The organism is Methanocella paludicola SANAE (assembly GCF_000011005.1).
GTDB classification, from domain to species: domain Archaea; phylum Halobacteriota; class Methanocellia; order Methanocellales; family Methanocellaceae; genus Methanocella; species Methanocella paludicola.
In genome coordinates this window covers 2,712,073-2,734,327 of record NC_013665.1, presented here as the reverse complement: position 1 = coordinate 2,734,327, position 22,255 = coordinate 2,712,073, and the positions used below count along the sequence as shown (strand labels likewise).

Genomic DNA, 22,255 nt, shown 5'->3' with positions numbered 1-22,255 from the left:
ACAGATAAAATTAATCCCCGAAGCTGAACAGCGTGCTCTGTCCCATGACCTCTTCGTCGGGCTCCGTCGAGACGGGAACGTCTTTACGCCCGAGCTGGGACAGTATTTTCGCGGCCACCTTCTCGCCCATTAAGGCCGCCAGTACCTGGAGGTCGACATGCTTCAGCGCCTCCCTGTTCTTATAGCCAGCCTCGTAGAGACGGCGGGCGCGGACGCGGCCCACGCCCTCCAGCTCAATGAGATCCATGAGCTCCTTGCTGACGCCGTAGTCGATGCGCACGGCCAGCTCCCGTGCTTCCCGGGTCAAGGGCGCTTTCAGCAAATGCGATATCTCGGCCGTCGAGTGCATGAGCCAGACGCAGGTCTCCATTAAATTACGCACGTCGCCGGGGCCGATGTTGTAGAAGGCGGTCATCTCCTCCTCGTTCTTCTCGTTGACCCACATGTCTACCAGGGCTGCCGTCTTTACGCTTGAAAGGAAGGCTTCGAAATCCGTCTCGTCCCCTACGTCGGGCACATCTGTGAGGAAGTCCGATATGTGCTCGTCCGTGTACTTGATGATCCAGCCGTAGTCCGACCGGCGGAGGTACAGGGACTTCACGTCGGGCGTCGAGGCTATCAGCTGTAAAAGGGCCATCTCAGTGTTATAGGGTTCCTGCCTCTTCTTGGAGGCCTCCAGCGCCCTCACGATGATGGAGGCGGATAGAGGATCGATGTACAGGCGGGACGTCAGCCTGCCCAGCTCGGTCGCCCTAAGCCGGTCCGCCGTCCTTATGATCATCCTCTCGGCCTCCAGGAAATCGAGCACATTATCGATCACGGCGGACAGGTCGCCTCGCTGATGAGCGTAGAACGTGGTGTCCATGAACTCGTTAAGGCCTATGACGTCGCCGCAGAAATCGGTGGCGATGGCCGAAAGCACGTGGGCCCGCATCGCGGGCTCGGTGCCCAGCTTGGAGGTGATCTGCTCGGGAAGGGAGAGCACGTAGTTCTCCATGAGCTCGCCCAGCTCATCGTAGTTCTTCGCGATGAGCACGGCCTCTCCGTATGGGTCGAGCCCGGGCCTTCCGGCCCGCCCGGCCATCTGTTTGTACTCGAGGACCGGTATGGGCACGTTCCCGTAGTTCACGTCGAAGCGCCGGTAGTCCCTTATGATCACTCGCCGGGCCGGCAGGTTAAGGCCGGCCGCCAGGGTCGGCGTGCACGCGATGACCTTGACGGTGTTCTTCCTGAAGGCGTTCTCGATGATGTGCCGGTGCTCGCCCTTGAGCCCCGCGTGGTGGAAGGCTACGCCGTGCTCCACGCAGGCGGCGAGCTTGGCGCACGTGTCCGTCTCCGCGTGGCGCATGACCTGCTGCTTGACCTCTAAAAAAGCGGCCTTTTCCTCCTCCGTCATCTTCCTGGAGAGGCTTTTGGCGAGCTTCTGGGCGATGCTCTCGCTGCTCTTCCTAGTGTTGGCAAACACGATGCACTGGCCGCCCTCGGCCAGCGTGTCGGAGACCAGCGCCTGAACGTCGTCGGGGCCGGGCGTCTTTATGACCCGCTTATCGTTAGAAAAGTTGATCGCCCTTCCGAAGAATACGCCCTCTTTAAGCTCCGTCGGCCTCCACTCGCTTACGACCAGCTGTGCCTTCATCCAGTCAGCGAGCTCTTTAGCGTTGCCGATGGTGGCGGACAGGGCGATGATCTGCAAGGCAGGATTGAGCCGCTTGAGCTTGGCCAGGGTGACCTCCAGGGTCGGGCCCCTGTTAGCAGAATCGATGAGGTGTACCTCGTCGGCGACGACCACGGTGAGGCTCGACAGCCACGGGGCCCCGTTCCGGAGCAGCGAGTCGGTCTTTTCCGAGGTGGCGACGATGATGTCACGATCCTTGAGCCACTCGTCCTTCGAGTCGTAGTCGCCCGTGGATATGCCTGCCCTGACCCCGAGGCCCTCGAACTGCCTGAACCGCTCGAACTTCTCCGAGGCCAGCGCCTTCAGAGGAACGATATAGAGCGCTTTACCCCCGGCGGCGATGGACTTGAGCATGGCCATCTCGGCTAAGAGCGTCTTGCCGCTGGCCGTGGGTATGGCCGCCAGCAGGCTCTTCCCGTCCAGGAAGCCCTTTTTTACGGCCTCCGCCTGGGGCGGGTAGAGCTCCCTGATGCCTGAGGCTTCGTAAAAGTCCTTGATATCTGTCGGCAGGTCCAGCTCGGCTATTTTCATTAGCGCAAAGGACGCCCCCATCTTAAATCATCTTTTCCCTCGCGCCCCGAAAGTACTCTCCTCGAGCGAGGTTAAGCTTCTCTAAGCCTCAAAAGAATGCACGAAGACTGTTTCAGCCACGAAGTGTCTCGAAGCTTGCCTGAAGTGACACTAAAATTTTTTAAAAAGGGGCTTATTGATCGCTGTTATTTAATTATATTAAAAATCTTAGAGTGGCTTTGAGCCAGCTTCGAGTCGCTTTGAGGCTGAAAAAGTCTTCGTGCATTCTTATATTGCTTTGAGGGGCTTAAACGGACGGGAGCTGCACGACGAAACGGCTACCATCGCCGGGCTTTCCGGGGACGCGGTCCTCGGCCCAGACCCGGCCGTTAAAACCTTCGACCAGGGACCGCACAATATACAGGCCAAGGCCGCTGCCGGGCGCTTTGGTGCTGCCGCGCTTCATGCGGGAGAAGATAGCATCTTTCAGGCCCTCGGGTATGCCGGGGCCGTCATCCTCGACGCTCACTTCGCAACAGCGCACGCCGTTATGCACGCAGGGCCTGACGCCGATGGACACCTTCAGGGGGCCGGTGGAGTGCTTGACGGCGTTGCCGACGATGTTCGAGAACACGTCCTTGAGCAGCCGGCTGGCCATGACCTGGCACTCGACGGGGCGGTACTCGATAGTAACGTCCCTTCCGGGCACGATGGAGTACTCCTCCGCAACTTCCGATAATATCGCCCCGAGGTCCACGGCTTCAAGCCTGAGCTTCCGGTCTACGGCCTGCTGGACCTTCCTCAGGTTATCGATGAGCCTGGAGCTCTCCTGGAGCATTGCATAGGAGCGGCTTATGTAAGCGTAGACGGGGTCGTCCTCCTGCACCGCTTTCATGGCCATCTCCAGGTATCCCAATGCCACCTGGTCCATGTTGTTGATGTCATGGCCCATGAGGTCCAGGTACATCTCGGCGTTCTCTTTAGAGTTCTTCAGCGCCTCCTCGGTCCGCTTGCGGTCCGTGATGTCAACGGCCGTCACCAGGATGGCCGGGCGCTTGTTGTACTCGATAAGCCCTGGCGTCAGCTCGGCCCAGCGCTCCTCGCCGCCCCTGGTCACGAACTTGATCTCGTACCGCGGCGGAGACAGCTGGCCGTGGCGTCTGGCCCGGCCGTTCCTCTTGACGAGCTCCTGGTAATCCGGGTGGACCCAGTCCCAGAAGTTCATCGTCAGCAGCTCCTCTTCCGAGTAGCCGGTGATCCTGCACGTGGCGGGGTTCACGTACCTAAACCGCCCCTTCTGGTAGATGAAGATGGCCGACGACGTGGTCTCGGCGAGCACGCGGAACTTTTCCTCGCTCAGGGCCAGCTCCTCTGTCCTTTCCTTGACACGGCGCTCCAGCCTCTCGTGAGCCTTCCAGCGCTCACTCACGTCCCGGAAGGTCACGATGGCTCCTACCTTTACTCTCCCCGAATGCAGTGCCCCGCCGCTCAGCTCTATTGGCACCTGCCTTCCGTCCCCGTCGACCATCTCGATCTCAAGGGGCGGCACCGGCGACCCTACCATCCCCTGGCTGAACGCCTGTATAGCTCGATCTTTATAGGCGTCCACGACAAAATAGGTGAAATGGCGGCCAATGATGTCATCGTATGGCCTGCCCATCATTTTTATTCCGCTGGGATTAACGTAGGTGATAATGCCTTTCGTGTCCACCGTAATGATAGCATCGTTCGTCGACGTGATGATCGTCCGGTACTTTTCCTCGGACTCCATCAGCTTTCTTTCGACCATATCCTGCGCGGTCACGTCCCGTATGGACTCTATGGCCCCGACCGGCTTCCCGTTCAGGCCGTACAGCCTGGCCGCGGTCCCCCAGAGGACGACGTCCCGCCCTTTTACCTTCGCCTTGATGGTCAGCGCCTCAAGCGTGTCCCCGTGCACGATGATGTTCGTGTACCTGCTGCTGACCTCCTCCCTGGGCAACCCGACCATGTCCACGAGTATCGGCATGCGCTTGCCATAGAACGGTATGGAGTACTCGTAATTTCCTTTTCCCAGCATGTCCTCCGCGGGGACGCCCGTCATCTCGCCCATCGCCTTATTCCAGGCGACGACCCTGCCCCCGTTGTCGACGACGAGCGTGGCGTCCGGGTAGAATTCGACGATGCTGGAGGGTAGTATCACAGAGTCATGGAGACGGTCGTAAAAATTGCCCTTATCTTCTGGAAGCATGCCTACCATGTGCCATACCTCCGGCCCGTAGGCTCCAGACGCCAAAAATTAGTGTCGCTACCGTGACATGTGTTTGATACGCATACCCGACCGTACATCGCTGTCTCCGCGCCCCCCTTGCGGATCCTTTCTTAAGCTAAGGCTTGTTAATTGTACTATAAGGACGGTCAGGCCTTAAATGTTACCCAGGCATGAAATCTTTCTGGACGGCGATGACCTCTGCCGAATCTTTTGCTGAGGCGTATGCGTCGAGGGGCTCTCTGTTCAGGGCGAGGAATGTCTCCCCCCACTTGAACCTGTCCGCCACCTCGCGGGCTTGCTCCTCGCACCCCAGGATATACAGCGCTGCGACGAAGGCCTCGGCGCTGTTGAGCATAAAGGGTTTACCATAGTTCACGGGGTTCGAAGCCAATAAATAAGGAAGCGCCCGCTCCTCCATCCGCCTGGAGTTGAGCTTCGGGAATATGCGCTCCACTTCCTCCCAGGTGCAGTCGAGCACGACGATGCCCCTCCGGGCATAAGGCAGGTCGGCCCTCGAGATGGCCTTCTCCGCCAGCGGGCTCATCAAGACCGCCCCCCTGGGCAGCTTATCCACCGCCTCGTATACCGTCGCCAGGCCGAACTTCTGCATCCGGCGGGCCGAGCACTTCTTCGGGTCGTCCTGGCGGGCGTGGTACACGTACAGCGGGACCATGGAAAATCGTTTATAGGATTGGCGTGATTTAGCTTTAATATTTGCCGGGGACGTTTATGGCGAACAAGCTCGCTCGAATAGTCATCAGACTAAAAGCTATCTGGGAATTGACGAGGCTGGAACACGGCTTCATCTACGGGCTGGGCGTGCTCATCGCCCTCGCCATAGGCAAAGGGGGCGTGCCCGACCCGGCCATCGCGGCCGCGGGCGTCGCCGGCGCCGTGCTGGCTGAAATGGGCGCTTTCGCCCTTAACGACTACTTCGACGTCGAAGTGGACATCAAAAATAACCGGACGGACAGGCCCATCGTGAGAGGGGACGTCTCGAAGGCCGAGGCCCTGTGGATCGCTATTGCGACGTCCCTGCTGAGCGTCGTGGCCATGTACTTCACCGGCAGCATGGGCGCGGTCCTGGCGCTCATATTCCTCGTCCTCTTCGGCGCGCTCTATAACGCCAGGCTCAAGGAGTACGGCATCTGGGGTAACGTCTATATCAGTTTCACAATGGCTGCCCCCTTCATATTCGGCAGCATGCTCTTCGCCAATAACAACCTCGCCCTGTACGCCATCGCGGCCATCGCGTTCGTGGTCGGGCTGGGCCGGGAGATCATGAAGGGGATCATGGACATGGAGGGCGACGCCCTCCGTGACGTCCGGACCGTGGCGCGCACCTGGGGCCCCGACCGGGCCAAATACATGGCCGTGGCGCTCTATGTTTTGGGCATGCTCCTGTCGCCCCTGCCCCTTTTAATGCAGAACACGAAGTTCTACATGAGCCCCGTCTACGGCGCCTCTGCCCTCGTTTCGGTGGCCATCCTTGCCTACGTGTGCTACACGCTCCTGAAGAGCCACGACGTCAGGACCATAGGGAAAGCCCGTAAGACCACGCTCGCCTCGATGGCGATCGCGCTCCTGGGCGTGCTGCTCACGGCTTTGCTCTGATAACTTTTATTGCGGCGCCCGCCATACGCGGTAAATGCCATGTCGCTGCACGACCTCATAGGCCGTATCGAGCCCGAGGCCATACCTTTCCCGCTGTCGAGGCTTTACTCCTGGATCACGTCGTCCCGCATGGTCAGGGACTATTACGATAGCGTCGCCGCCCAGGTGCTGGAGCGCCTGCCCGCCGGCCGCATCCTTGACGTGGGCACAGGCCCCGGGAGGCTGCCCATCGCCATAGCATCTAAGAACAAGTACGTCCACGTCACGGGCCTGGACCTCTCTGCGGACATGGTGAAGATCGCCCCGGCCCTGGCCGCGAAGAGGGGCGTCACTAACGTCGACTTCAGGGCGGGCAGCGCCGACGACCTGCCTTTCGGGGACCGGGAGTTCGACCTGGCGATAAGCACCCTCTCGTTCCACCACTGGAGGGAGCCCGGTAAGGCCCTCGATGAGTTATACCGCGTCCTGAGAGAAGGCGGCGAGGCCTGGATCTATGACATCCCTAAAAAGGTCAACCCGCTGGTATGGGAGGACCTGAAACGGCGATACGGCTTCTTCGCCCCCACGTTCATGCACCTGCACACGTTCACCGAGCACTTCTACGACGAGAAGTCCCTGGGCGAGCTGGCCTCGGGCTCAAGGTTCAAAAAGTACGACATCGATTACCGGCTTTTTACTTACCGGCTGCGACTCTATAAATAAAAAAGTGTTTATCTTACAATGGTTTCCTTGAGCTTCTCAATTCCGCCCGACTCGTATACGGCGTTCCCCACTACGATGGTGTCAGCGTGCTGCGCCATCTCCTCCGCCTTTTCCCGGGAGTTGATGCCCCCGCCATAGAACAGCCGGGCATCGTGCAGCCTCTCCTTGACGCTTTTTACCAGCGAAGGCTCGCCAAACGTGCCGCTGTACTCGACGTACACGACGGGGAAGTGGAAGAACCGGTCCGCGCACTCCGCGTAGGCGGCCGCCTCGCGCGGCGTTATCTCTGTCTTCGCCTTCGTGACGATGGCCACGGCGGACCTGGGGTTTAATACGATGTACGCCTCGGGCACGACCCTGTCCCAGTCGATGTCGAAGTGCTGTACCCATATCTTGTGGGCGCCCATGAACCAGAAGGCCACGTCGGTGTTCAGCACGGAGGGCACGAAGAGCAGGTCCATATCGTCCCGCAGGCCGTCCGTGCCCGAGGGCTCCAGCACTTTAGGGATACTGTAGTCCTTGAGCATTTCAGCCAGGCGGGCGACGTTCTCCTTCGTGATGTTCTGCGTGCCGGAGACCATGATGGCGTCCGTCCCGGAGTCCACTATCTCCGCCACCGCCTTCGGCGTGATGGGCTTATCCGGGTCCAGCTTGGTCACGTGCCTCCACTTCTTCCAGTCGATCATGATCCTCCTTTTAGCGAACGATGCGCTCGATGGGCACGATGAGGATGTCCCGCGCGCCTACGCTCTTCAGCTCGTTGACGACCTTGTAGATCTCCCTCTCCGGGACGACCGCGTGGACCGCGCACATGGGCGAGTTTGACTCGACCTTCATCACCGTCGGGCCCGAAAGGCCGGGGAGCTTCTTCTTCACTTCTTCCAGCGAGGTCGCGGGAACGTTCATCATTAAGTAGCGCTTGCCTTTGGCCTCGATGACGCTCTCCAGCGCCAGCTTGATCTCGGAGACCTTCTTCGGGTGCCTCTCCAGGCTCTCCCTGCTCGCGATGAGCCGCTGCGAGGTGCGCAGCACGTGCTCGATGACTACCAGATGGTTCATGGACAGCGTGGTGCCGCTGGACGTCAGGTCCACTATCGCGTCGGCGACCCCGATATGGGGCGTGACCTCGGTGGCCCCCGAGACCTCGACGACGTGCACCTTGATGCCCTTTGACTCGAAAAATTTCCCGGTCACTTCGGGGAACTCGGTGGCGATCTTCTTTCCGGCAAGCTGCTCCGCCCGGCCGATGCCCGACTCGTCCGGCACTGCCAGCACCAGGTCGGCCTTGCCGATGCCTATGTCGAGGAGCGTCTCGACGCTCGCCCCTGACTCACGGATGAAGTCCTCGCCGGTGATGCCCAGGTCAGCGGCGCCGTTCTCCACGTACTCGGGAATGTCCCTCGCCCGGGCGAACAAAAGCGAGATATCATCGTCCACGGTCTTCGCGAAAAGGCTCCGCGAAGAGTGGTCCACGACATGCAGCCCCGCCCGCTCGAACAGGTCCATGATCGGCTCGTATATCCTTCCTTTGTTGGGCAGCGCTATTCGTACCATGTATTATCGAACTTAATAACACGACGGAGGATATAAGCCTTTAGACGCGGCCTCAGATAAAATAGAGGATGCAGGGAACGAGGAGCACCCCCATCAGGCACGTCTTCCTCACGTTAACCAGGTGGGGCGCCAGCCCGAGCATTGCCGCCAGCACAAAGACCGCGAACCCCAGGAATCCCGTCATTGTCAGGCTCATTGCCCCAAGGAATGCCAGTACCGTGGTGTTGAGCAGGCCGTAGTTAATTTTCGCGAACACTGCGGCGGCGACGCCGCCTGCTAGCATCGTTACCGGGTACGACAGCGCCCCCGCAAGGCACATGGCGAATGCCAGCAGCATGAACGTCCGAAAGTCGATGGCTCCGATGACCGCCTGGGCGGCCGCTACAGCGCCGCTCCTGGGGTGGCCGATGACGTACAGGGCCACCAGCGAGAAGACGGCGTTGGCCGTATTCACGCCAGAGACGGAAACGAGGTACTTCCTGTCGTCGGCCTCGCTCTTTTTCGAGAACATGCCGGTTATGGTGGTCGCCACTCCAGTGCTCACCGCCGGGAACCAGGATACCAGGGCGCCTGCAGCCGTGCCCGCGGCCGCTCCCCTCAGGACATCCCCGGCCGGCAGCGATAGCGTGCTCTTGTACTGGGGAGGCATGATCGGCGTGGAGCGCAGGCTGAGGAGAAGCGTCGGAGCGCCGAACAGCCCCGACAGGAGCGGCAGGAGCATCTCGGGCGCGGCGATGTGTATGAGAGGGGAGAGCAGCCCCTCGGCGCCGAACGCCGCCAGGCCGAGGAAACCGCAAGCCAGGAATATGGCGGCTGCCCAGGCGACGGCCTTCAGCCTTTCAGGAGCCCCCGCGAACGGCCCCGTACCTTTATTCGATAGGATCACCAGCCCAGATATCGCGATAAGGATGAGGCCCATGTAGTCCTGTATGGGGCCGTTGAAGTGCCTGAAGAAGAGCGAGAGCGGCGCCATGAGCAATAGCGACACGCCGATGGCCAGGCCGCTGCCCATGGCCGAAAGGCGGACAGCCTCTACGCCCCTGCCCTCGAGCAGCATCCGGTGGCCGGGGAGCACCGCCATGACCGTGGCCTCGTCGGGAGCCCCCAGGAATATTGAGGGCACGATGTCCAGGAAGCTCTGGGAGACGGTGCTGGCAACGATCATCACGGCCACGTAGAGGGCCGGCACGCCCAGGGCCGCCAGCGCAGGGGCAAGGCCCAGCAGGATCGCCGACGTGTTGTTAACATGCACCCCCGGGAGCAGCCCTGCCACAGCGCCCACCGCGATGCCGGCGAGCACCGACGATGCTAATAATAACAGCGAAAGCTCAAGCACAATAAAGACTTATTTTCAAAATATTAAAAATTAGTGGTACGCTCCTTCATACGAAAATATATCAGGCCGCGGGCCAACCTTTCATAATATGAAGATCATCGCGATCACCAGCAGCCCGAAGGGCAAGAACAGCCTGACGCTCAGGCTCGTGAACGCGGCCCTGGAGGGGGCCCGCGAGGCCGGCGCCGAGACCGAGATCATCGACGTCGCCCGGAAAAAGGTAAACTACTGTAAGGGCTGCGTTAACTGCTATAAGGTCGGCGAGTGCGCGCAGAAGGACGAGTACGCCGGAATAAAAGAAAAGCTGCTCGCAGCCGACGGCATCATCCTGAGCAGCCCCAACTACATCGACGGCGTCACCGCCCAGCTCAAGACGCTATTGGACCGGAGCGCCAACTTCATCCACGAGCAGCTAATGGACGGCAAGTACGGCGTCACGCTGACCACGGCGGGCGGCGGGGGCGATGAGAAGGTGCTCGCCGTCATGAACGCCTTCATCAACAAGTCCGGCGGCCTGGTGGTCGGCAGCGCCAGCTTCCTGGCGGCCCAGGGGCCCCAGGGGATGGACGCAGGGATCAAGAAGGCTCACGCCCTGGGCATGGACATGGTCGCGGCAATAAAGGAAAAGCGCCACTACCCGGAGCAGGAGGCAGCCCATAAGGAATGGCGCAAGAATTTCAGCCAGAGCGTCAAGTACAATAAGGAGAACTGGGCCCACAACTACCAGCACTGGGTAGAAAAGGGCTGGCTTAAGGCATAATTCTTTTTTTCTTCGTTGTAGGCTCACTGGCTTATCGTGATCTCGCCGTACGAGGAGCCCGGGGGCATCGTGGCCTGAGCGATGTAGACGCCCTCGGCCGGCACGTCCGCCATGGACTGGCCGAGCTGGGAGCCCGGTGTCATGGGCCTGATATAGAACGACTCGCCCGTCAGGACGTCGTAAATATACACGTATCCGGAGTCATACGGGGTGCGGGTGAACGTATAGCCGATCTTGATATATCCCTTATGGGCCTTGAACGGCGCAGAGACCGCGCCTTCTGACTCTCCGCCCGACATCGTCACCGGGAGCGAGCTTGCAGATGGCGTGTCCGGCCTCTTGATGGTGACGGACCACTCGCCGTCAGACGTGGCCATCAGGCTGTAGTTGCCCGCGTAAAAAGAGCTGCCGTCCACGGCCAGCAGCCGGCTGCCGGACGTCTTGCCGTTCGACAGGTCCGATACCGTGTTACCGTTGAGGTCGGCCAGCGACAGGCTTAGCTGCGTGCCCGAGCCCGACCAGGTGACGACGTATACGCCCTGCTTCAGCCTGAAGTCCCTCGCCACGCCGGCCATGGCGCCCGCTATCGAGGTAGTATCGCCCACGGTGGTCACCTTGGGCTGTACTGCCGTGGTGGTCGGCTTTGGCGTTGCAGTCGGCTCCGGGGTGGCCGTCGGCTCAGGCGTGGCCGGGGGCACTGTGTTAGTGATCTTGCGCTCGGTGCCGAAACACCCGCTCATCGTCGCGGCGAGAATGACAATAAGTAAAACTACGGCCGGGGCTGGCTTCATGATGTGCCATACAAGGCACCGATAGCCTATAAATTTTTGTGTTAAAAAAAGAGGGCCATGGCAAGGAAGCCATGGCATGCCGTTTACTGCGTGAACGATATCTGCCAGTCGCCGCCGCAGGTCACGCCCATGATGTAGTTGCCGTCGGCCTCTATGTCCACGGTGCGGGTGATGGTCGCCGTGTTATCGTTGTGCGTGATGTCCGCGGCCCACTCGCCCGTGTCGGCATTATACAGCTGGACGTCCGCCGCCACCGAGTACTGGCCCGGGAGCTGCTGGTTCACGGTGAACGTGGCCGAGCCCTTGTTCAGGTGGAAGTACGGGGAGATCGAGTTGGTCGAGTCCGCCGCCTTGTGGCTGAAGCTGGCCTGCCCTGACGCCGCCGGCGCCGGGTTCTTCACAATGGTAACGGTCCATGGGCCGCCGCACGTATCCGCCAAAAGCTGGTAATCCGTGGACTTGTAGACGCCCTTCTCCTTGATGATGGTGCCCTTTCCGGGCTCGAGCAGCATCGGCAGCAATCCTCCGATCGCCTCGTCGTTCGCGATGTACTCGGGGGTGGATATCATGGTGATGAAGTTGCTCCACTCGGGCCCATTGTACTCGTACGTGATCATGTACCAGGCATCCGCATCCATCGGGAACTTTTCGGAGACGACCTTGTTGGCCACTCCGCCCTTGATGGTCATCGTGTTACCGGACTGGGTCACGGTGATCTTGTCGCCGGACCCGGCGGCCAGGGATGGCGTGCCCGTCGCGGTCGCCGTCGGCGTCGAGGTCTGGGTGGTGCCGGACGAGCCCAGGCAGCCGCTCAGGGCGCTGACGATAATTACTATAGCAATTACGCTGATCAAAATTGTTTTCTTTTGTATGATTAAACCCTCCAATTGGCAATGCTATATGCCATTAAAGGCAATAAAGGTTACCCACTAAGCGAATGTGGGATATAATAAAAATAGAAGATAGCGAACCCCGCAGGGCTCGCGAACATGTGCTGATTTTATCTGCGGATGACTTCCCTGCCGGTGGGCCTGTTGATGACCACTTCGAGGGGCATCTTGCCTGAGACCGTATGTGTAGCGCACGAGAAGCACGGGTCGTACGCCCTGATGACCATCTCCATCCTGTTGAGGACGCCCTCGGCGGGAGTCGGGGTGTTGATGATCTTCTGGGCGGTGTTCTTCAGGCCGACGTTGATGGCCTTGTTGTTGTGCGCCGTGGCGACGATGATGTTGGCCTTCGTGATGAAGCCCTTGTCGTCCGTATCGTAGTCGTGGATCAGAGTGCCTCTCGGGGCCTCGATGATGCCGACTCCGGTCGCAGCGCGGGCCTTCACGGGCACGCGGAGCTCCTTGCCGGTGATCTTCGGGTCGGAGAGCAGCTCGACGGCCTTCTCGGACGCGTACAGAAGCTCGATCAGCCTGGCGTAGTGGTACAGCAGGGTCTTCTGGGCCGGCCGGCCGAACGCCTTGCGGAACTCCTGCAGCTCGGCGTTGGCGAGCGGGGTGTCGATCTGGTCGCAGACGTTGATCCTGGACAGCGGCGAGACGCGGTACATGCCGTTCTCCCAGCCCATGTCCTTCCAGTAGGGCGCCTTCATGTAGGAGTGCGGGTACACGTACTCGGCGATGTACTGGAGGTAGTCCTTGTCCGCGAACTCCTTGACGATGCTGCCGTCCTTGCCGAGCAGCCTGACGGTGCCGTCGTACAGCTCGAGGTTGCCGTTCTTCACGAGGCCCAGGTGCATCGAGTCGGCGTCGCCTAACAGCTTGACGGCGTCGATGTACTGGTTGAAGATGGGCTTGGCCAGCGCTAACGTCGCCTTTGAGTACTCGACGGCCTGCTTTGCCATGGGCAGCAGCCTGTCGACGTCATCCTTCGTGAGGCCCTTGGTGATGCCTCCGGGGACATAGGTCACGGGGTTGATGGACCTGCCACCGGTGGCCTCGACGATCTGCTGGCCGATCTTTCGGAACTTGACGGCCTGTACGGCGAGGTCCGGGTTGGCGGCTATGATGCCGAACACGTTCCTCTGCTTCGGGTCGGCGTCCGGGCCGAACACGAAGTCCGGGGCGGCCAGGAAGTAGAAGTGCAGCGAGTGGGAGTGGATGAACTGGCCCATCTGCATTAGCTCACGGAGCATGGTGGCCGTGGGGGCAGTCCCTGCGCCGAAGCACTGGTCGACGGCCTTGGCCGCGGCCAGGTGGTGCGATACGGGGCAAATGCCGCAGATCTGCGTGACGGTCCTGGGCGCCTCTTCGACGGGCCTGCCCTGGAGGAACTTCTCGAATCCCCTTACTTCCATGATGTTGAGGCGGGCGTCGCTAACCTTGCCGCTGTCCTCGACGTCGATGGTGATCTGGGCGTGGCCCTCGATCCTTGATACGGGTGCTACTTTGATTTGCTTGACCATGATATTCACCTCTTACTTGACCTTCTCGACCGCCTTCTTGGTCAGGAACGAGACGGGCACGGTGTACTTGTAGAAGTTGCCGATGGGGTCGTAGATGTCGGCGACCATTTTATCTAAATCGGTGGCCGGGTCGTCGTCCAGGCCGTAGCAGGACGTGACGGCGCTGACCATCGCGGCGCCCTGCTCGGGGGCGTTCTCGCACTTGCCGAAGCAGCCGCGGCATGCGGCGCCGGCGGCCGGGCATGCTGCGCCGCAGCCCGCGCGGGTGGCGGCTCCGCTGCAGATGTAGCCCTGCTCGAACAGGCACTTCTTGTCGTCCGGAGTGCCCTCGAAGGGCCTCAGGATCTTCTTAATGTTGCGCTCGCTCTTCACTCTGGAGCACTCGTCGCATACGGACTTCTTGCTGAGCTCGTAGGGAGCGCCGCCGAGCAGCGACATGATGGCCGCGCCGATCATGGCCGGGGTCGGGCCGCAGCCCGGTATCATGACATCGACCTTGACGTAGTCGCTCGCCGGCCTCATGTCCGGCATGAGGGTCGGCAGGCCGTCCATGTACGGGAGCCTGTTGATGTCGTTCTTCGTGCTCTTGGTGGTCATGTAGACCTCCTCGAGCAGCGCGTTGAGGTCGTATAAGTTGGCCATGCCGGGAGTGCCGCCGAAGCAGGCGCAGCTTCCCAGCGCAATTAAAATATCGCAATTTTTCCTGATCTCGAGCAGCTCGTGCAGGTTATCGCTGTTCCTGACGCCGCCGCTCACGATGCCTACGGTCGCCTTGGGCGGGTGCTTGGTGTCCATCAGCACGGGTATGTAGACGAACTCGATCTTGTCCAGGACGGGCAAGAGGGCCTCGTGCAGGTCGAGCACCGAGATCTCGCAGCCGGCGCATGCGCCCATCCATGACTCGATTACCTTTACTTTTTCTCCCATTTTATTCACTCCAATTAACAAGACTTGGTCCTATTTCGGCCTCTCCGGGTGCCGAATCAATAGTCCCTGTGCTTAGTATGATGTTCTTTTTCCCGCGGGGGTATTTAAAGCTTTAGTTATAATTGAAAAATTTTTCACCGCGGTTCGGGCATAATATGTTAGACTGTCCTGGCAGCTCAAGCGCTCTCGTGCCGGGGCGACAGCCTTATATATGTATACCCTTACACATTTCTATAATTTAAAAGTATAAATTCCTTTCGACCTATAATATATGTTTATTATACTAATTTATTATTTATAGTCACCGGAAAAGTTTATAAAGTCATAGGTTTGAAATTGTAATTAAATGTGATAACCAACCGGTAGCGTCGAGTAAACGAGCGCCGGTATGGTGCCAAAAATTTACGAGCCATCCTGAGCTTGCCGATATACCTAAAAGGGCCAGAGGAAAAAAATATTTAAAAACTAACGCTCAAAATAGGATGTTCAACACCTCAAATAGGCAAACGTAGGCGATGGCAATCTATAAATAGATACGTAGGCATACAAAAATGAAAAAAATCCCTAATGGCTGGTGCGAAAAGTGACGACAATAGCATTAGATATCCAGGGCAGGATCTGTACTGGTTGCAATAATTGCGTTGTCGCCTGTCCGGTCAATGCGTTGGAGCTCACCGTGGTCAACCCGGTGACCAGGAAGAAGACGTACAACGTGCTGAACGGAAAGGCTGTAGTGATCGATGAGGACGTCTGCAATGGTTGCGGCATTTGCTTAATGGTATGTCCCCAGAGAGCGATCACGCTAACAACGGAATAAACGTATAGGAGGAGAATATACTTGTTTCCCAGTTACTCGAAAAAAATAGAGAATAATAAGCTGGACGTCGAGCAAAAGTTGCTATTGACCAGGTCCAACTTAACGGTCGACCTCGACAAGTGTACCGGCTGCGGAGTGTGCATCGACGCGTGCCCCGAAGAGGCCATCAGCGAAGGCCCGCTCGGAGCGGTCGGGCGCGGCAAGGCCAAGACCTCGAAGATCGACGTCGACGCTAAGAAGTGCTCGTACTGTGGCGTTTGTAACATCATGTGCCCGTTCGACGCGATCAAGCTGACCGTGGACGGCCAGCCGAAGCTGCCCATCATCGAGCAGCAGGGCTTCCCCCAGATCGCCAAGGACGCGAAGATCGACCCCGAGAAGTGCACTCGCTGCGTGCTTTGCGAGGAAGTCTGCCCCAGGGACGCCATCAAGCGAGAAGTGGCCGACGTGGACCAGGGCCACAAAGCGTCTTCGACGAACACTAAGTACGCGCTTGAATTCAAGCTCGACGAGGACAAGTGTACGCTCTGCGGCATTTGCGCCGAGCTCTGTGACGCTTACAAGATCGATTACAAGGAGCCGACCCCCCTCACCGTGAAGAAGATCGGCAAACTGAACTTCGACGAGAAGAAGTGCGACTATTGCCAGCTATGTATCAGCGCCTGCCCCGAAGAGGCCATCAAGCTAGAGAGAAAGGAGCTCGCTGCGCCGAAGCTGAGCGGCAAGGTCGACATCGACCTGGAGAAGTGCATCACCTGCTCCTGGTGCCAGGTCATCTGCCCGAGGGACGCGGCCAAGGTCGAGAAGCTGTTCGAGGGCGAGTACGAGCTCGTCACCGACAGGTGCCCCGCCGGCTGCTCTACCTGCGTAGAGGTATGCCCGGCCAACGCATTATACATCCCGCCGGTCGAGGAAGCGGGCCAGAAGCCCGGCAAGCTGAGCTACAACAAGGACTTCTGCATGTACTGCGGAGCATGTATCAAGGCCTGCCCGGCTGACGGTACCATCAGGATGAAGAGGACGAAGATCAACTGGAAGGGCGAGGAGACGAACCTGTCCAAGAAGATCTCCGACAAGCTGATGGCCGAGAAGACTCCCAAGATCAAGGGGGCGTAAAATGGCTTTAGAATCTCAGGTTTTAAATCTTAACAAGGGTCTCGTGAACTTCACCCACGAGGTGGAGAAGGGCGGAGGAGAGAACATCTCCGTATGCTACCAGTGCGGCACCTGCACCGCAGGCTGCCCCATGGGCAGGAGGAACGCTCTCCGTACCAGGAAGATCATGAGGATGACCGCTCTTGGCTTGAAGGATGAGCTGATGAAGAGCGATGAGATCTGGTATTGTTCGACGTGCTACACCTGTACTGACAGGTGCCCGAGGCACGTGAAGCCGACTGACGTGATACTGGCGTTGAGGAACATGGCCACGAAGAATTTGATGGCGCCGAAGAACTTCCTGCAGAACGCCACGTTCATCTACCAGACCGGCCACGCAGTGCCGATCAACGACGCCACCAAGAAGCTCAGGGTCAAGCTGGGACTGTCCGAGGTGCCGCCGACGACTCACGCGTACCCGGAGTACATGCCCGGCGTGCAGAAGATCCTGGAGGGAACAGGACTCATGGCCCTCAAAGCTCAGTATGACGCTAAGGAGGTAAAGAAATGAGCGAATCTAAGTTTAAGTCGTCGTTGTTCCTGGGCTGTATTGCTCCGAACCGTTATCCGGGCATTGAGGCTGCCACCATTAAGACGTCGAAGAATCTTGGCGTTGAGCTGGTGGACCTTAAGGGTGCCGGGTGCTGTCCGGCTCCGGGCGCGTTCGGTTCGATGGACCTCCTGACGTGGGAGGCTTTGGCGGCGAGGAATATTTGCCTGTCGGAGCAGATGGGCATGAATTGCACAGTTGTGTGTAATGGCTGTTACAAGTCGTTGTATGATGTTAACGAGAAGTTGAAGCAGAACCCTGCGGAGAAGGAGAAGGTCAACGGTATCCTCAAGCTGGCTGACATGAAGTTCCAGGGCTCTATAGAGGTGCGGCATGTGGCCGAGCAGCTGTATAACGATGTCGGGATCAAGAAGATCCGGGATAGCGTGGTGCAGCCGCTTAACGGTATCAAAGTGGGTATTCACTACGGTTGTCACCTGTTGAGGCCTGGCAGGGAGAGGAACTTCCCGAACGCTCCGAGCTTCGGCACCGAGTTGCCGAGGTTCCTCGATGAGATGGTCGAGGCGCTTGGGGCGAGGAGCATGGAGTACCAGAACAAGATGATGTGCTGCGGGGCAGGCGGAGGCGTCCGTGGGTACAAGAAGGATTTCGCCCTTGATATGACCAACGAGAAGCTCAGGAACATGCAGGCCGTCGGAGTGGACTGTATCGTGGACGTGTGCCCGTTCTGTCACCTGCAGTTCGACCTGGGCCAGGTGGAGATCAAGGAGAAGTTCGGCGACGTGTACAACATACCCGTGCTGCACTACGGCCAGCTTCTCGGGCTTGCCCAGGGCTTGAGCCCGGACGAGCTGGGGCTTGAGGCGCACCAGATCAAGGTAGACTCATTACTGGATAAGATCGTGTGAGGGAGAAGAAATGACAGAAAAGAAACCTAACAGAGTCGGAGTGTTCATCTGCCACTGCGGCACCAACATCGCGGGCGTCATCCCCATCGACCAGGTGAGGGAATACGCTAAGACCCTCCCCAACGTGGTGCACGCGGACAACTACACTTATATGTGCTCAACTCCGGGGCAAGAAAAGATAAAAGCCGCAATTAAGGAGCAGAACCTTGATGCGGTCGTGGTCGCGGCGTGTTCGCCCCGTCTGCATGAGCCCACGTTCAGGAAGGCGTCGGCGGCAGGCGGCCTGAACCCGTTCATATTCGAGATGGCCAACATCCGTGAGCAGTCCTCGTGGATCCACATGAAGGAGCCGGAGAAGGCCACGGAGAAGGCTAAGGATATCATACGCATGAGCGTTGCCAGGGCAACTCTTCTTGAGCCTCTGGACACGAAGTACATCCCGGTCGAGAAGTCGATCATGGTGATAGGTGCCGGCGTGGCGGGCATTCAGGCCTCGCTGGAGATCGCCGACTCGGGTATTACCACTTATTTAGTGGAAAAGGAGCCGAGTATTGGCGGTAACATGTCCCGTCTGGATAAGACGTTCCCGACGCTGGACTGTTCGCAGTGTATCCTTACGCCCAAGATGGTGGATGTTGACAGGCACCCGAACATTAAGACCATGACCTACTGTGAGGTGGAGAAGGTCGACGGGTACATCGGCAATTTCACCGTCACGGTGCGCAAGAAGGCGAGAGGCGTGAAGGAGGCTGACTGTAACGGTTGCGGCGACTGCGCTGCAGTATGCCCGGTAACGAAGGGCAACGAGTTCGACCTTGGCCTCGGGCCGAGGAAGGCCATATACGTGCCGTTCCCCCAGGCAGTGCCCCTCAAGTACACGGTTGACTTCAACAGCTGCATCAAGTGCGAGCTTTGCGTCAAGAAGTGCGGGGACAAGAACGCCATCGACCTCAACATGAAGGACGAGCTGGTAGAGATCAAAGTCGGCACCATCATCGTGGCCACCGGCTTTGACCTGTACGAGATCCAGAAGAAGGAGGAGTGGGGTTATGGCAGGTTTGATAACGTCATTACCGGCATGCAGTTCGAGAGGTTCATCAACGCTTCCGGCCCGACGGGCGGTAAGCTGATAAGGCCTTCGGACGGCCAGAAGCCTCACAACGTTGCGTTCGTATTGTGCGCAGGGTCGAGGGACCAGGACGCGAACCCGTACTGTAGCCGTGTGTGCTGCATGTACTCGTTGAAGCACGCCCACCAGATCATGGAAAAGATGCCCGGAGTGGTGCCATGGCTGTTCTACATGGACATCAGGGCGTTCGGTAAGGCGTATGAGGAGTTCTACTACCGTATCCAGGACGAGGGCGCGAAGTTCGTGAGGGGCAGGGTCTCGTACATCGAGGAGGACCCGGCCACCAAGAACCTGATCGTCCACGCAGAGGACACGCTGCTCGGCACGCCTGTCGCCTTAGAGGCCGACGTGGTCGTGCTGGCATCCGCCATCGTCCCGAAGGAGACGACCGAGCTGCTCAGGAACAAGCTGACGATCTCCAGGAGCCCGGACAAGTTCCTGCTCGAGGCTCACCCGAAGCTGAACCCGTTCTCGACTTCGACGGACGGCATATTCCTGGCCGGGTGCTGCCAGGGCCCGAAGGACATCCCCGACACGGTGGCCCAGGCTGCCGGTGCGGCGGCTGCGGCCCAGGTGCCCATCAACCAGGGCAAGGTCGCGCTGGAGCCCATCGCGGCAAAGGTCGACGACGACCTCTGCTCGGGCTGCGGAGTATGCGGAAGCCTGTGCCCGTACAAGGCCATCACCCTGAACGAGATCGAGGATGGCAAGAGAAGGGCCAGCGTGAACGACGCGATGTGTAAGGGCTGCGGCACCTGCGGTGCAGCGTGCCCGGCAAAAGCGATTACCATGCAACATTTCAAGAGCGAACAGATCAGGGCGCAGATCGCTGCATTGTTCACCCCCGCAGGAGGTGCCTAAAATGGCTGACGAGTTCGAACCCAAGATACTCGGCATACTGTGCAACTGGTGTACCTACGCAGGCTCAGACCTCGCGGGCACATCCCGTATCCAGTACCCCCCCAACGTGCGTGTCATCCGTGTGATGTGCACCGGCCGTATCGACCCCGCTTTCGTCATGGAGGCGTTCAGCCTCGGTGCCGACGCGGTGCTCATATCCGGCTGCCACATCGGCGACTGCCACTACATCGCGGGCAACTACAAGGCGAGGCGCAGGATCGCTCTGACCAGAAAAGTGATAGAACAGTTCGGCATTGACCCGAGAAGGCTCAAGATGACCTTCGTCTCGGCCTCGGAAGGAGCGCTGTGGGCGGAAGTCGTCAAGGATATGGTCAATACTGTAAAGAAGCTGGGCCCGACGCCCGTCCAGAAGAAAGCCGACCTGCACGAGGCAGGCCACGCCCCCGCTGGCGCAGACGACGACCTGGCCGAGATCGCAAAGGCGAGCGCTGGTGTGAAATTGGAAGCCGCGCCGGTTCAGAAGAAGTGAGCCGGGGCTTCTGAGGAGACCCTAGAGATGACTACGATTGAGGTTAACCTGATCTCAGGTAGGACCTTCATGCAGGGTGTCGCTATTGAGGGGCACAAGCATGAGGATGAGTATATTAAGGCTTGTGGTATTTGCGAGATCGATGTTAGTGATCTTAAGAAGCTTAAGGTGTACCCGGGCCAGTCCGTTAGAGTCAAGTCGGCTCACGGATCGGTAGTCGTTAGGGCGGTCAAGGCGACCCAGGGTCCTCACCCTGGGCTGGTCTTTATTCCCATGGGGCCGTGGGCTAACCAGGTGACGAATCCGAACACCTGGAGCACGGGCATGCCCAATTTTAAGGGAGTGAGGGTCAGTATTGAGCCAGCGCCTAACGAGAAAGTGATGAACGGTATCGAGCTGCTACAAAAGACCACGTTGGATTTGAAGGAGACGACGGCATGATAGAGACGAAGACGCAGGCTGCGACGAAGAGCGAGGGCTTGAAGGTCGTTACGGATGTCGTCTGCCCGTTCTGCGGCACGTTGTGCGACGATGTCAAGGTGGTGCTGGACGGCAACAGGATCGTGGACACGATGAACGCCTGCATTATCGGGAACGAGAAGTTCAAGAGCGCGCAGGCGGGCCACCGGGTCATGCAGCCCCTGGAGAGGGAGGAGGGCACGACCCAGTTCACCCCGGTGAGCTACGATTATGCGGTGGAGAAGGCGGCCCAGATACTGGCCAAGGCTAAACGCCCGTTGTTCTACGGGTGGTCGTCTACTTCCTGCGAGGCGCAGGAGGTTGGGAACGAGCTGGCCGAAGTGTGCCGTGGGGTCACGGACAATACGGCTACTGTGTGTCACGGGCCCAGTATTATGGCGATTCAGACGGTTGGCGCTCCGCAGTGCACGTTGGGTGAGGTGAAGAACCGTGCTGACCTCATTATTTATTGGGGTTGCAACCCGATCCATGCGCATCCGAGGCACATGAGCCGGTACACGATCTATCCGAGGGGGTTCTTTACCGAGCGTGGGTTCGATGACCGTACGCTGGTGGTCGTGGATCCGAGGCCTACGGATACTGCGAAGCAGGCGGACATTTACGTCCAGGTTGAGCAGGGCAAAGATTACGAGGTGCTGGACGCGTTGAGGACCGCCACCCGTGGGGAGGACATCCCTGACGTAGTGGGAGGAGTGCCGAAGGCGCAGATAGTACAATTGGCTGAGCTTGCGAAGACGAAGAAGTTCGGTTTGTTGTTCTTCGGGATGGGGGTTACGCAGACGATTGGCAAGCATCGTAATATTGACATTGCCATTTCGTGGGTTGCGGATATGAACAAGTATACGAAGTTCAGCCTCATTCCCATGCGGGGCCACTACAATGTGACGGGCAGCGGTCAGGTCATGTGCTGGCAGAGCGGCTTCCCGTTCGCGATGGACTTTAGCAGGGGTTACCCGAGGTACAATCCCGGGGAGACCACGTCTAACGACCTGTTGCGGAGGGGAGAGGTGGATGCGGCCATGGTGATCGCTTCGGATCCTGGAGCGCACTTCCCGGTGTCGAGCATGAAGCATTACGCCAAGATACCGACGATTGCGTTGGACCCCCACTACACTCCGACTACTGGTGTTTCGAATATCGTCATTCCGAGCACGATGGTTGGTGTGGAGGAGGAGGGGACGGCTTATCGTATGGATAATGTGCCTATCAGGTGCAGGAAGGTTATTGACGGGCCTGAGGGCATGCTTTCGGACGAGGAAGTCCTTCGGAGGATCCTTGCTCGTGTTAAGGAGCTTAAGGGATTGCCTGCCGGGCAGGGGCATTAGGTGTTAT

21 protein-coding genes are annotated in these 22,255 nt (G+C 59.0%); 11 read left to right on the top strand and 10 right to left on the bottom strand.

Going from position 1 to position 22,255, the window contains the following annotated elements:
* Positions 1-10: 10 nt before the first annotated feature.
* The 3 genes from MCP_RS14140 to MCP_RS14130 all read right to left on the bottom strand — a co-directional run bounded on the left by MCP_RS14140 (position 11) and on the right by MCP_RS14130 (position 5,109).
* Positions 11-2,206, bottom strand: coding sequence for an ATP-dependent DNA helicase (locus MCP_RS14140; protein ID WP_012901527.1), 2,196 nt, complete (start codon positions 2,204-2,206; stop codon positions 11-13).
* Between the two features lie 286 nt (positions 2,207-2,492).
* Positions 2,493-4,424 carry a PAS domain-containing protein gene (locus MCP_RS14135; protein WP_012901526.1) on the bottom strand — a complete coding sequence of 644 codons (1,932 nt, stop codon included), beginning with the start codon at positions 4,422-4,424 and terminating at the stop codon, positions 2,493-2,495.
* Positions 4,425-4,596: 172 nt separating this feature from the next.
* Entirely contained in the window at positions 4,597-5,109 is a 513-nt protein-coding gene (locus MCP_RS14130) for a DUF367 family protein (protein ID WP_012901525.1), read from the bottom strand.
* A gap of 56 nt (positions 5,110-5,165) precedes the next feature.
* On the opposite strand from MCP_RS14130, the gene MCP_RS14125 reads away from it, so the two are divergent.
* Both MCP_RS14125 and MCP_RS14120 read left to right on the top strand, forming a co-directional pair.
* A complete protein-coding gene (locus MCP_RS14125; RefSeq protein WP_012901524.1) occupies positions 5,166-6,050 on the top strand; it encodes a UbiA family prenyltransferase in 885 nt (294 codons plus the stop codon).
* Between the two features lie 39 nt (positions 6,051-6,089).
* Positions 6,090-6,752, top strand: a complete 663-nt coding sequence (locus MCP_RS14120; RefSeq protein ID WP_012901523.1) for a class I SAM-dependent methyltransferase — start codon at positions 6,090-6,092, stop codon at positions 6,750-6,752.
* An 8-nt stretch (positions 6,753-6,760) separates the two neighbouring features.
* On the opposite strand, the gene MCP_RS14115 is transcribed toward MCP_RS14120, so the two are convergent.
* The 3 genes from MCP_RS14115 to MCP_RS14105 are packed head-to-tail and all read right to left on the bottom strand — an operon-like array spanning position 6,761 to position 9,642.
* Positions 6,761-7,438: a phosphoglycerol geranylgeranyltransferase gene (locus MCP_RS14115; protein ID WP_012901522.1), complete on the bottom strand. Its 678-nt coding sequence runs from the start codon at positions 7,436-7,438 to the stop codon at positions 6,761-6,763.
* A gap of 10 nt (positions 7,439-7,448) precedes the next feature.
* Positions 7,449-8,306, bottom strand: coding sequence for an ATP phosphoribosyltransferase (hisG, locus tag MCP_RS14110; RefSeq protein WP_012901521.1), 858 nt, complete (start codon positions 8,304-8,306; stop codon positions 7,449-7,451).
* A gap of 52 nt (positions 8,307-8,358) precedes the next feature.
* On the bottom strand, positions 8,359-9,642 hold the full coding sequence (locus tag MCP_RS14105; protein ID WP_012901520.1) for a tripartite tricarboxylate transporter permease: 1,284 nt from the start codon (positions 9,640-9,642) through the stop codon (positions 8,359-8,361).
* Positions 9,643-9,730: 88 nt separating this feature from the next.
* On the opposite strand from MCP_RS14105, the gene MCP_RS14100 reads away from it, so the two are divergent.
* On the top strand, positions 9,731-10,402 hold the full coding sequence (locus MCP_RS14100; RefSeq protein WP_012901519.1) for a flavodoxin family protein: 672 nt from the start codon (positions 9,731-9,733) through the stop codon (positions 10,400-10,402).
* Between the two features lie 23 nt (positions 10,403-10,425).
* Here MCP_RS14100 and MCP_RS14095 read toward each other — a convergent pair whose 3' ends face one another.
* From MCP_RS14095 to MCP_RS14080, 4 genes are all read right to left on the bottom strand, one after another.
* Positions 10,426-11,193, bottom strand: a complete 768-nt coding sequence (locus MCP_RS14095; protein WP_012901518.1) for a hypothetical protein — start codon at positions 11,191-11,193, stop codon at positions 10,426-10,428.
* 83 nt (positions 11,194-11,276) lie between these two features.
* The gene (locus tag MCP_RS14090) at positions 11,277-12,080 is read right to left on the bottom strand and encodes a hypothetical protein (RefSeq protein WP_128860085.1); all 804 of its coding nucleotides are present in this window, start codon (positions 12,078-12,080) and stop codon (positions 11,277-11,279) included.
* A 113-nt stretch (positions 12,081-12,193) separates the two neighbouring features.
* Positions 12,194-13,606 (bottom strand): Ni/Fe hydrogenase subunit alpha, encoded by a 1,413-nt coding sequence (locus tag MCP_RS14085; protein ID WP_012901516.1) that lies wholly within the window; start codon positions 13,604-13,606, stop codon positions 12,194-12,196.
* Positions 13,607-13,618: 12 nt separating this feature from the next.
* A complete protein-coding gene (locus tag MCP_RS14080) occupies positions 13,619-14,533 on the bottom strand; it encodes a hydrogenase (protein ID WP_012901515.1) in 915 nt (304 codons plus the stop codon).
* A 574-nt stretch (positions 14,534-15,107) separates the two neighbouring features.
* Here MCP_RS14080 and MCP_RS14075 point away from each other — a divergent pair.
* From MCP_RS14075 to MCP_RS14040, 8 genes are read left to right on the top strand one after another with little or no spacing between them, the layout of a single operon-like run.
* The gene (locus MCP_RS14075) at positions 15,108-15,350 is read left to right on the top strand and encodes a 4Fe-4S binding protein (protein WP_012901514.1); all 243 of its coding nucleotides are present in this window, start codon (positions 15,108-15,110) and stop codon (positions 15,348-15,350) included.
* A 21-nt stretch (positions 15,351-15,371) separates the two neighbouring features.
* A complete protein-coding gene (locus tag MCP_RS14070) occupies positions 15,372-16,466 on the top strand; it encodes a 4Fe-4S binding protein (RefSeq protein ID WP_012901513.1) in 1,095 nt (364 codons plus the stop codon).
* Between the two features lies 1 nt (position 16,467).
* Complete coding sequence (gene hdrC, locus MCP_RS14065; RefSeq protein ID WP_012901512.1) at positions 16,468-17,016, top strand: CoB--CoM heterodisulfide reductase subunit C; 549 nt, start codon at positions 16,468-16,470, stop codon at positions 17,014-17,016.
* Positions 17,013-17,924: a CoB--CoM heterodisulfide reductase subunit B gene (gene hdrB / locus MCP_RS14060; protein ID WP_012900328.1), complete on the top strand. Its 912-nt coding sequence runs from the start codon at positions 17,013-17,015 to the stop codon at positions 17,922-17,924. Before hdrC ends, hdrB begins: the two co-directional genes overlap by 4 nt.
* 10 nt (positions 17,925-17,934) lie before the next feature.
* Positions 17,935-19,914, top strand: a complete 1,980-nt coding sequence (locus tag MCP_RS14055) for a CoB--CoM heterodisulfide reductase iron-sulfur subunit A family protein (protein WP_012901511.1) — start codon at positions 17,935-17,937, stop codon at positions 19,912-19,914.
* A 1-nt stretch (position 19,915) separates the two neighbouring features.
* Positions 19,916-20,443 carry a hydrogenase iron-sulfur subunit gene (locus tag MCP_RS14050; RefSeq protein WP_012901510.1) on the top strand — a complete coding sequence of 176 codons (528 nt, stop codon included), beginning with the start codon at positions 19,916-19,918 and terminating at the stop codon, positions 20,441-20,443.
* 27 nt (positions 20,444-20,470) lie between these two features.
* Positions 20,471-20,884, top strand: a complete 414-nt coding sequence (locus MCP_RS14045; protein ID WP_012900325.1) for a molybdopterin dinucleotide binding domain-containing protein — start codon at positions 20,471-20,473, stop codon at positions 20,882-20,884.
* The gene (locus MCP_RS14040) at positions 20,881-22,248 is read left to right on the top strand and encodes a formylmethanofuran dehydrogenase subunit B (RefSeq protein ID WP_012900324.1); all 1,368 of its coding nucleotides are present in this window, start codon (positions 20,881-20,883) and stop codon (positions 22,246-22,248) included. The genes MCP_RS14045 and MCP_RS14040 overlap by 4 nt, the downstream gene beginning before the upstream one ends.
* Positions 22,249-22,255 lie beyond the last annotated feature (7 nt).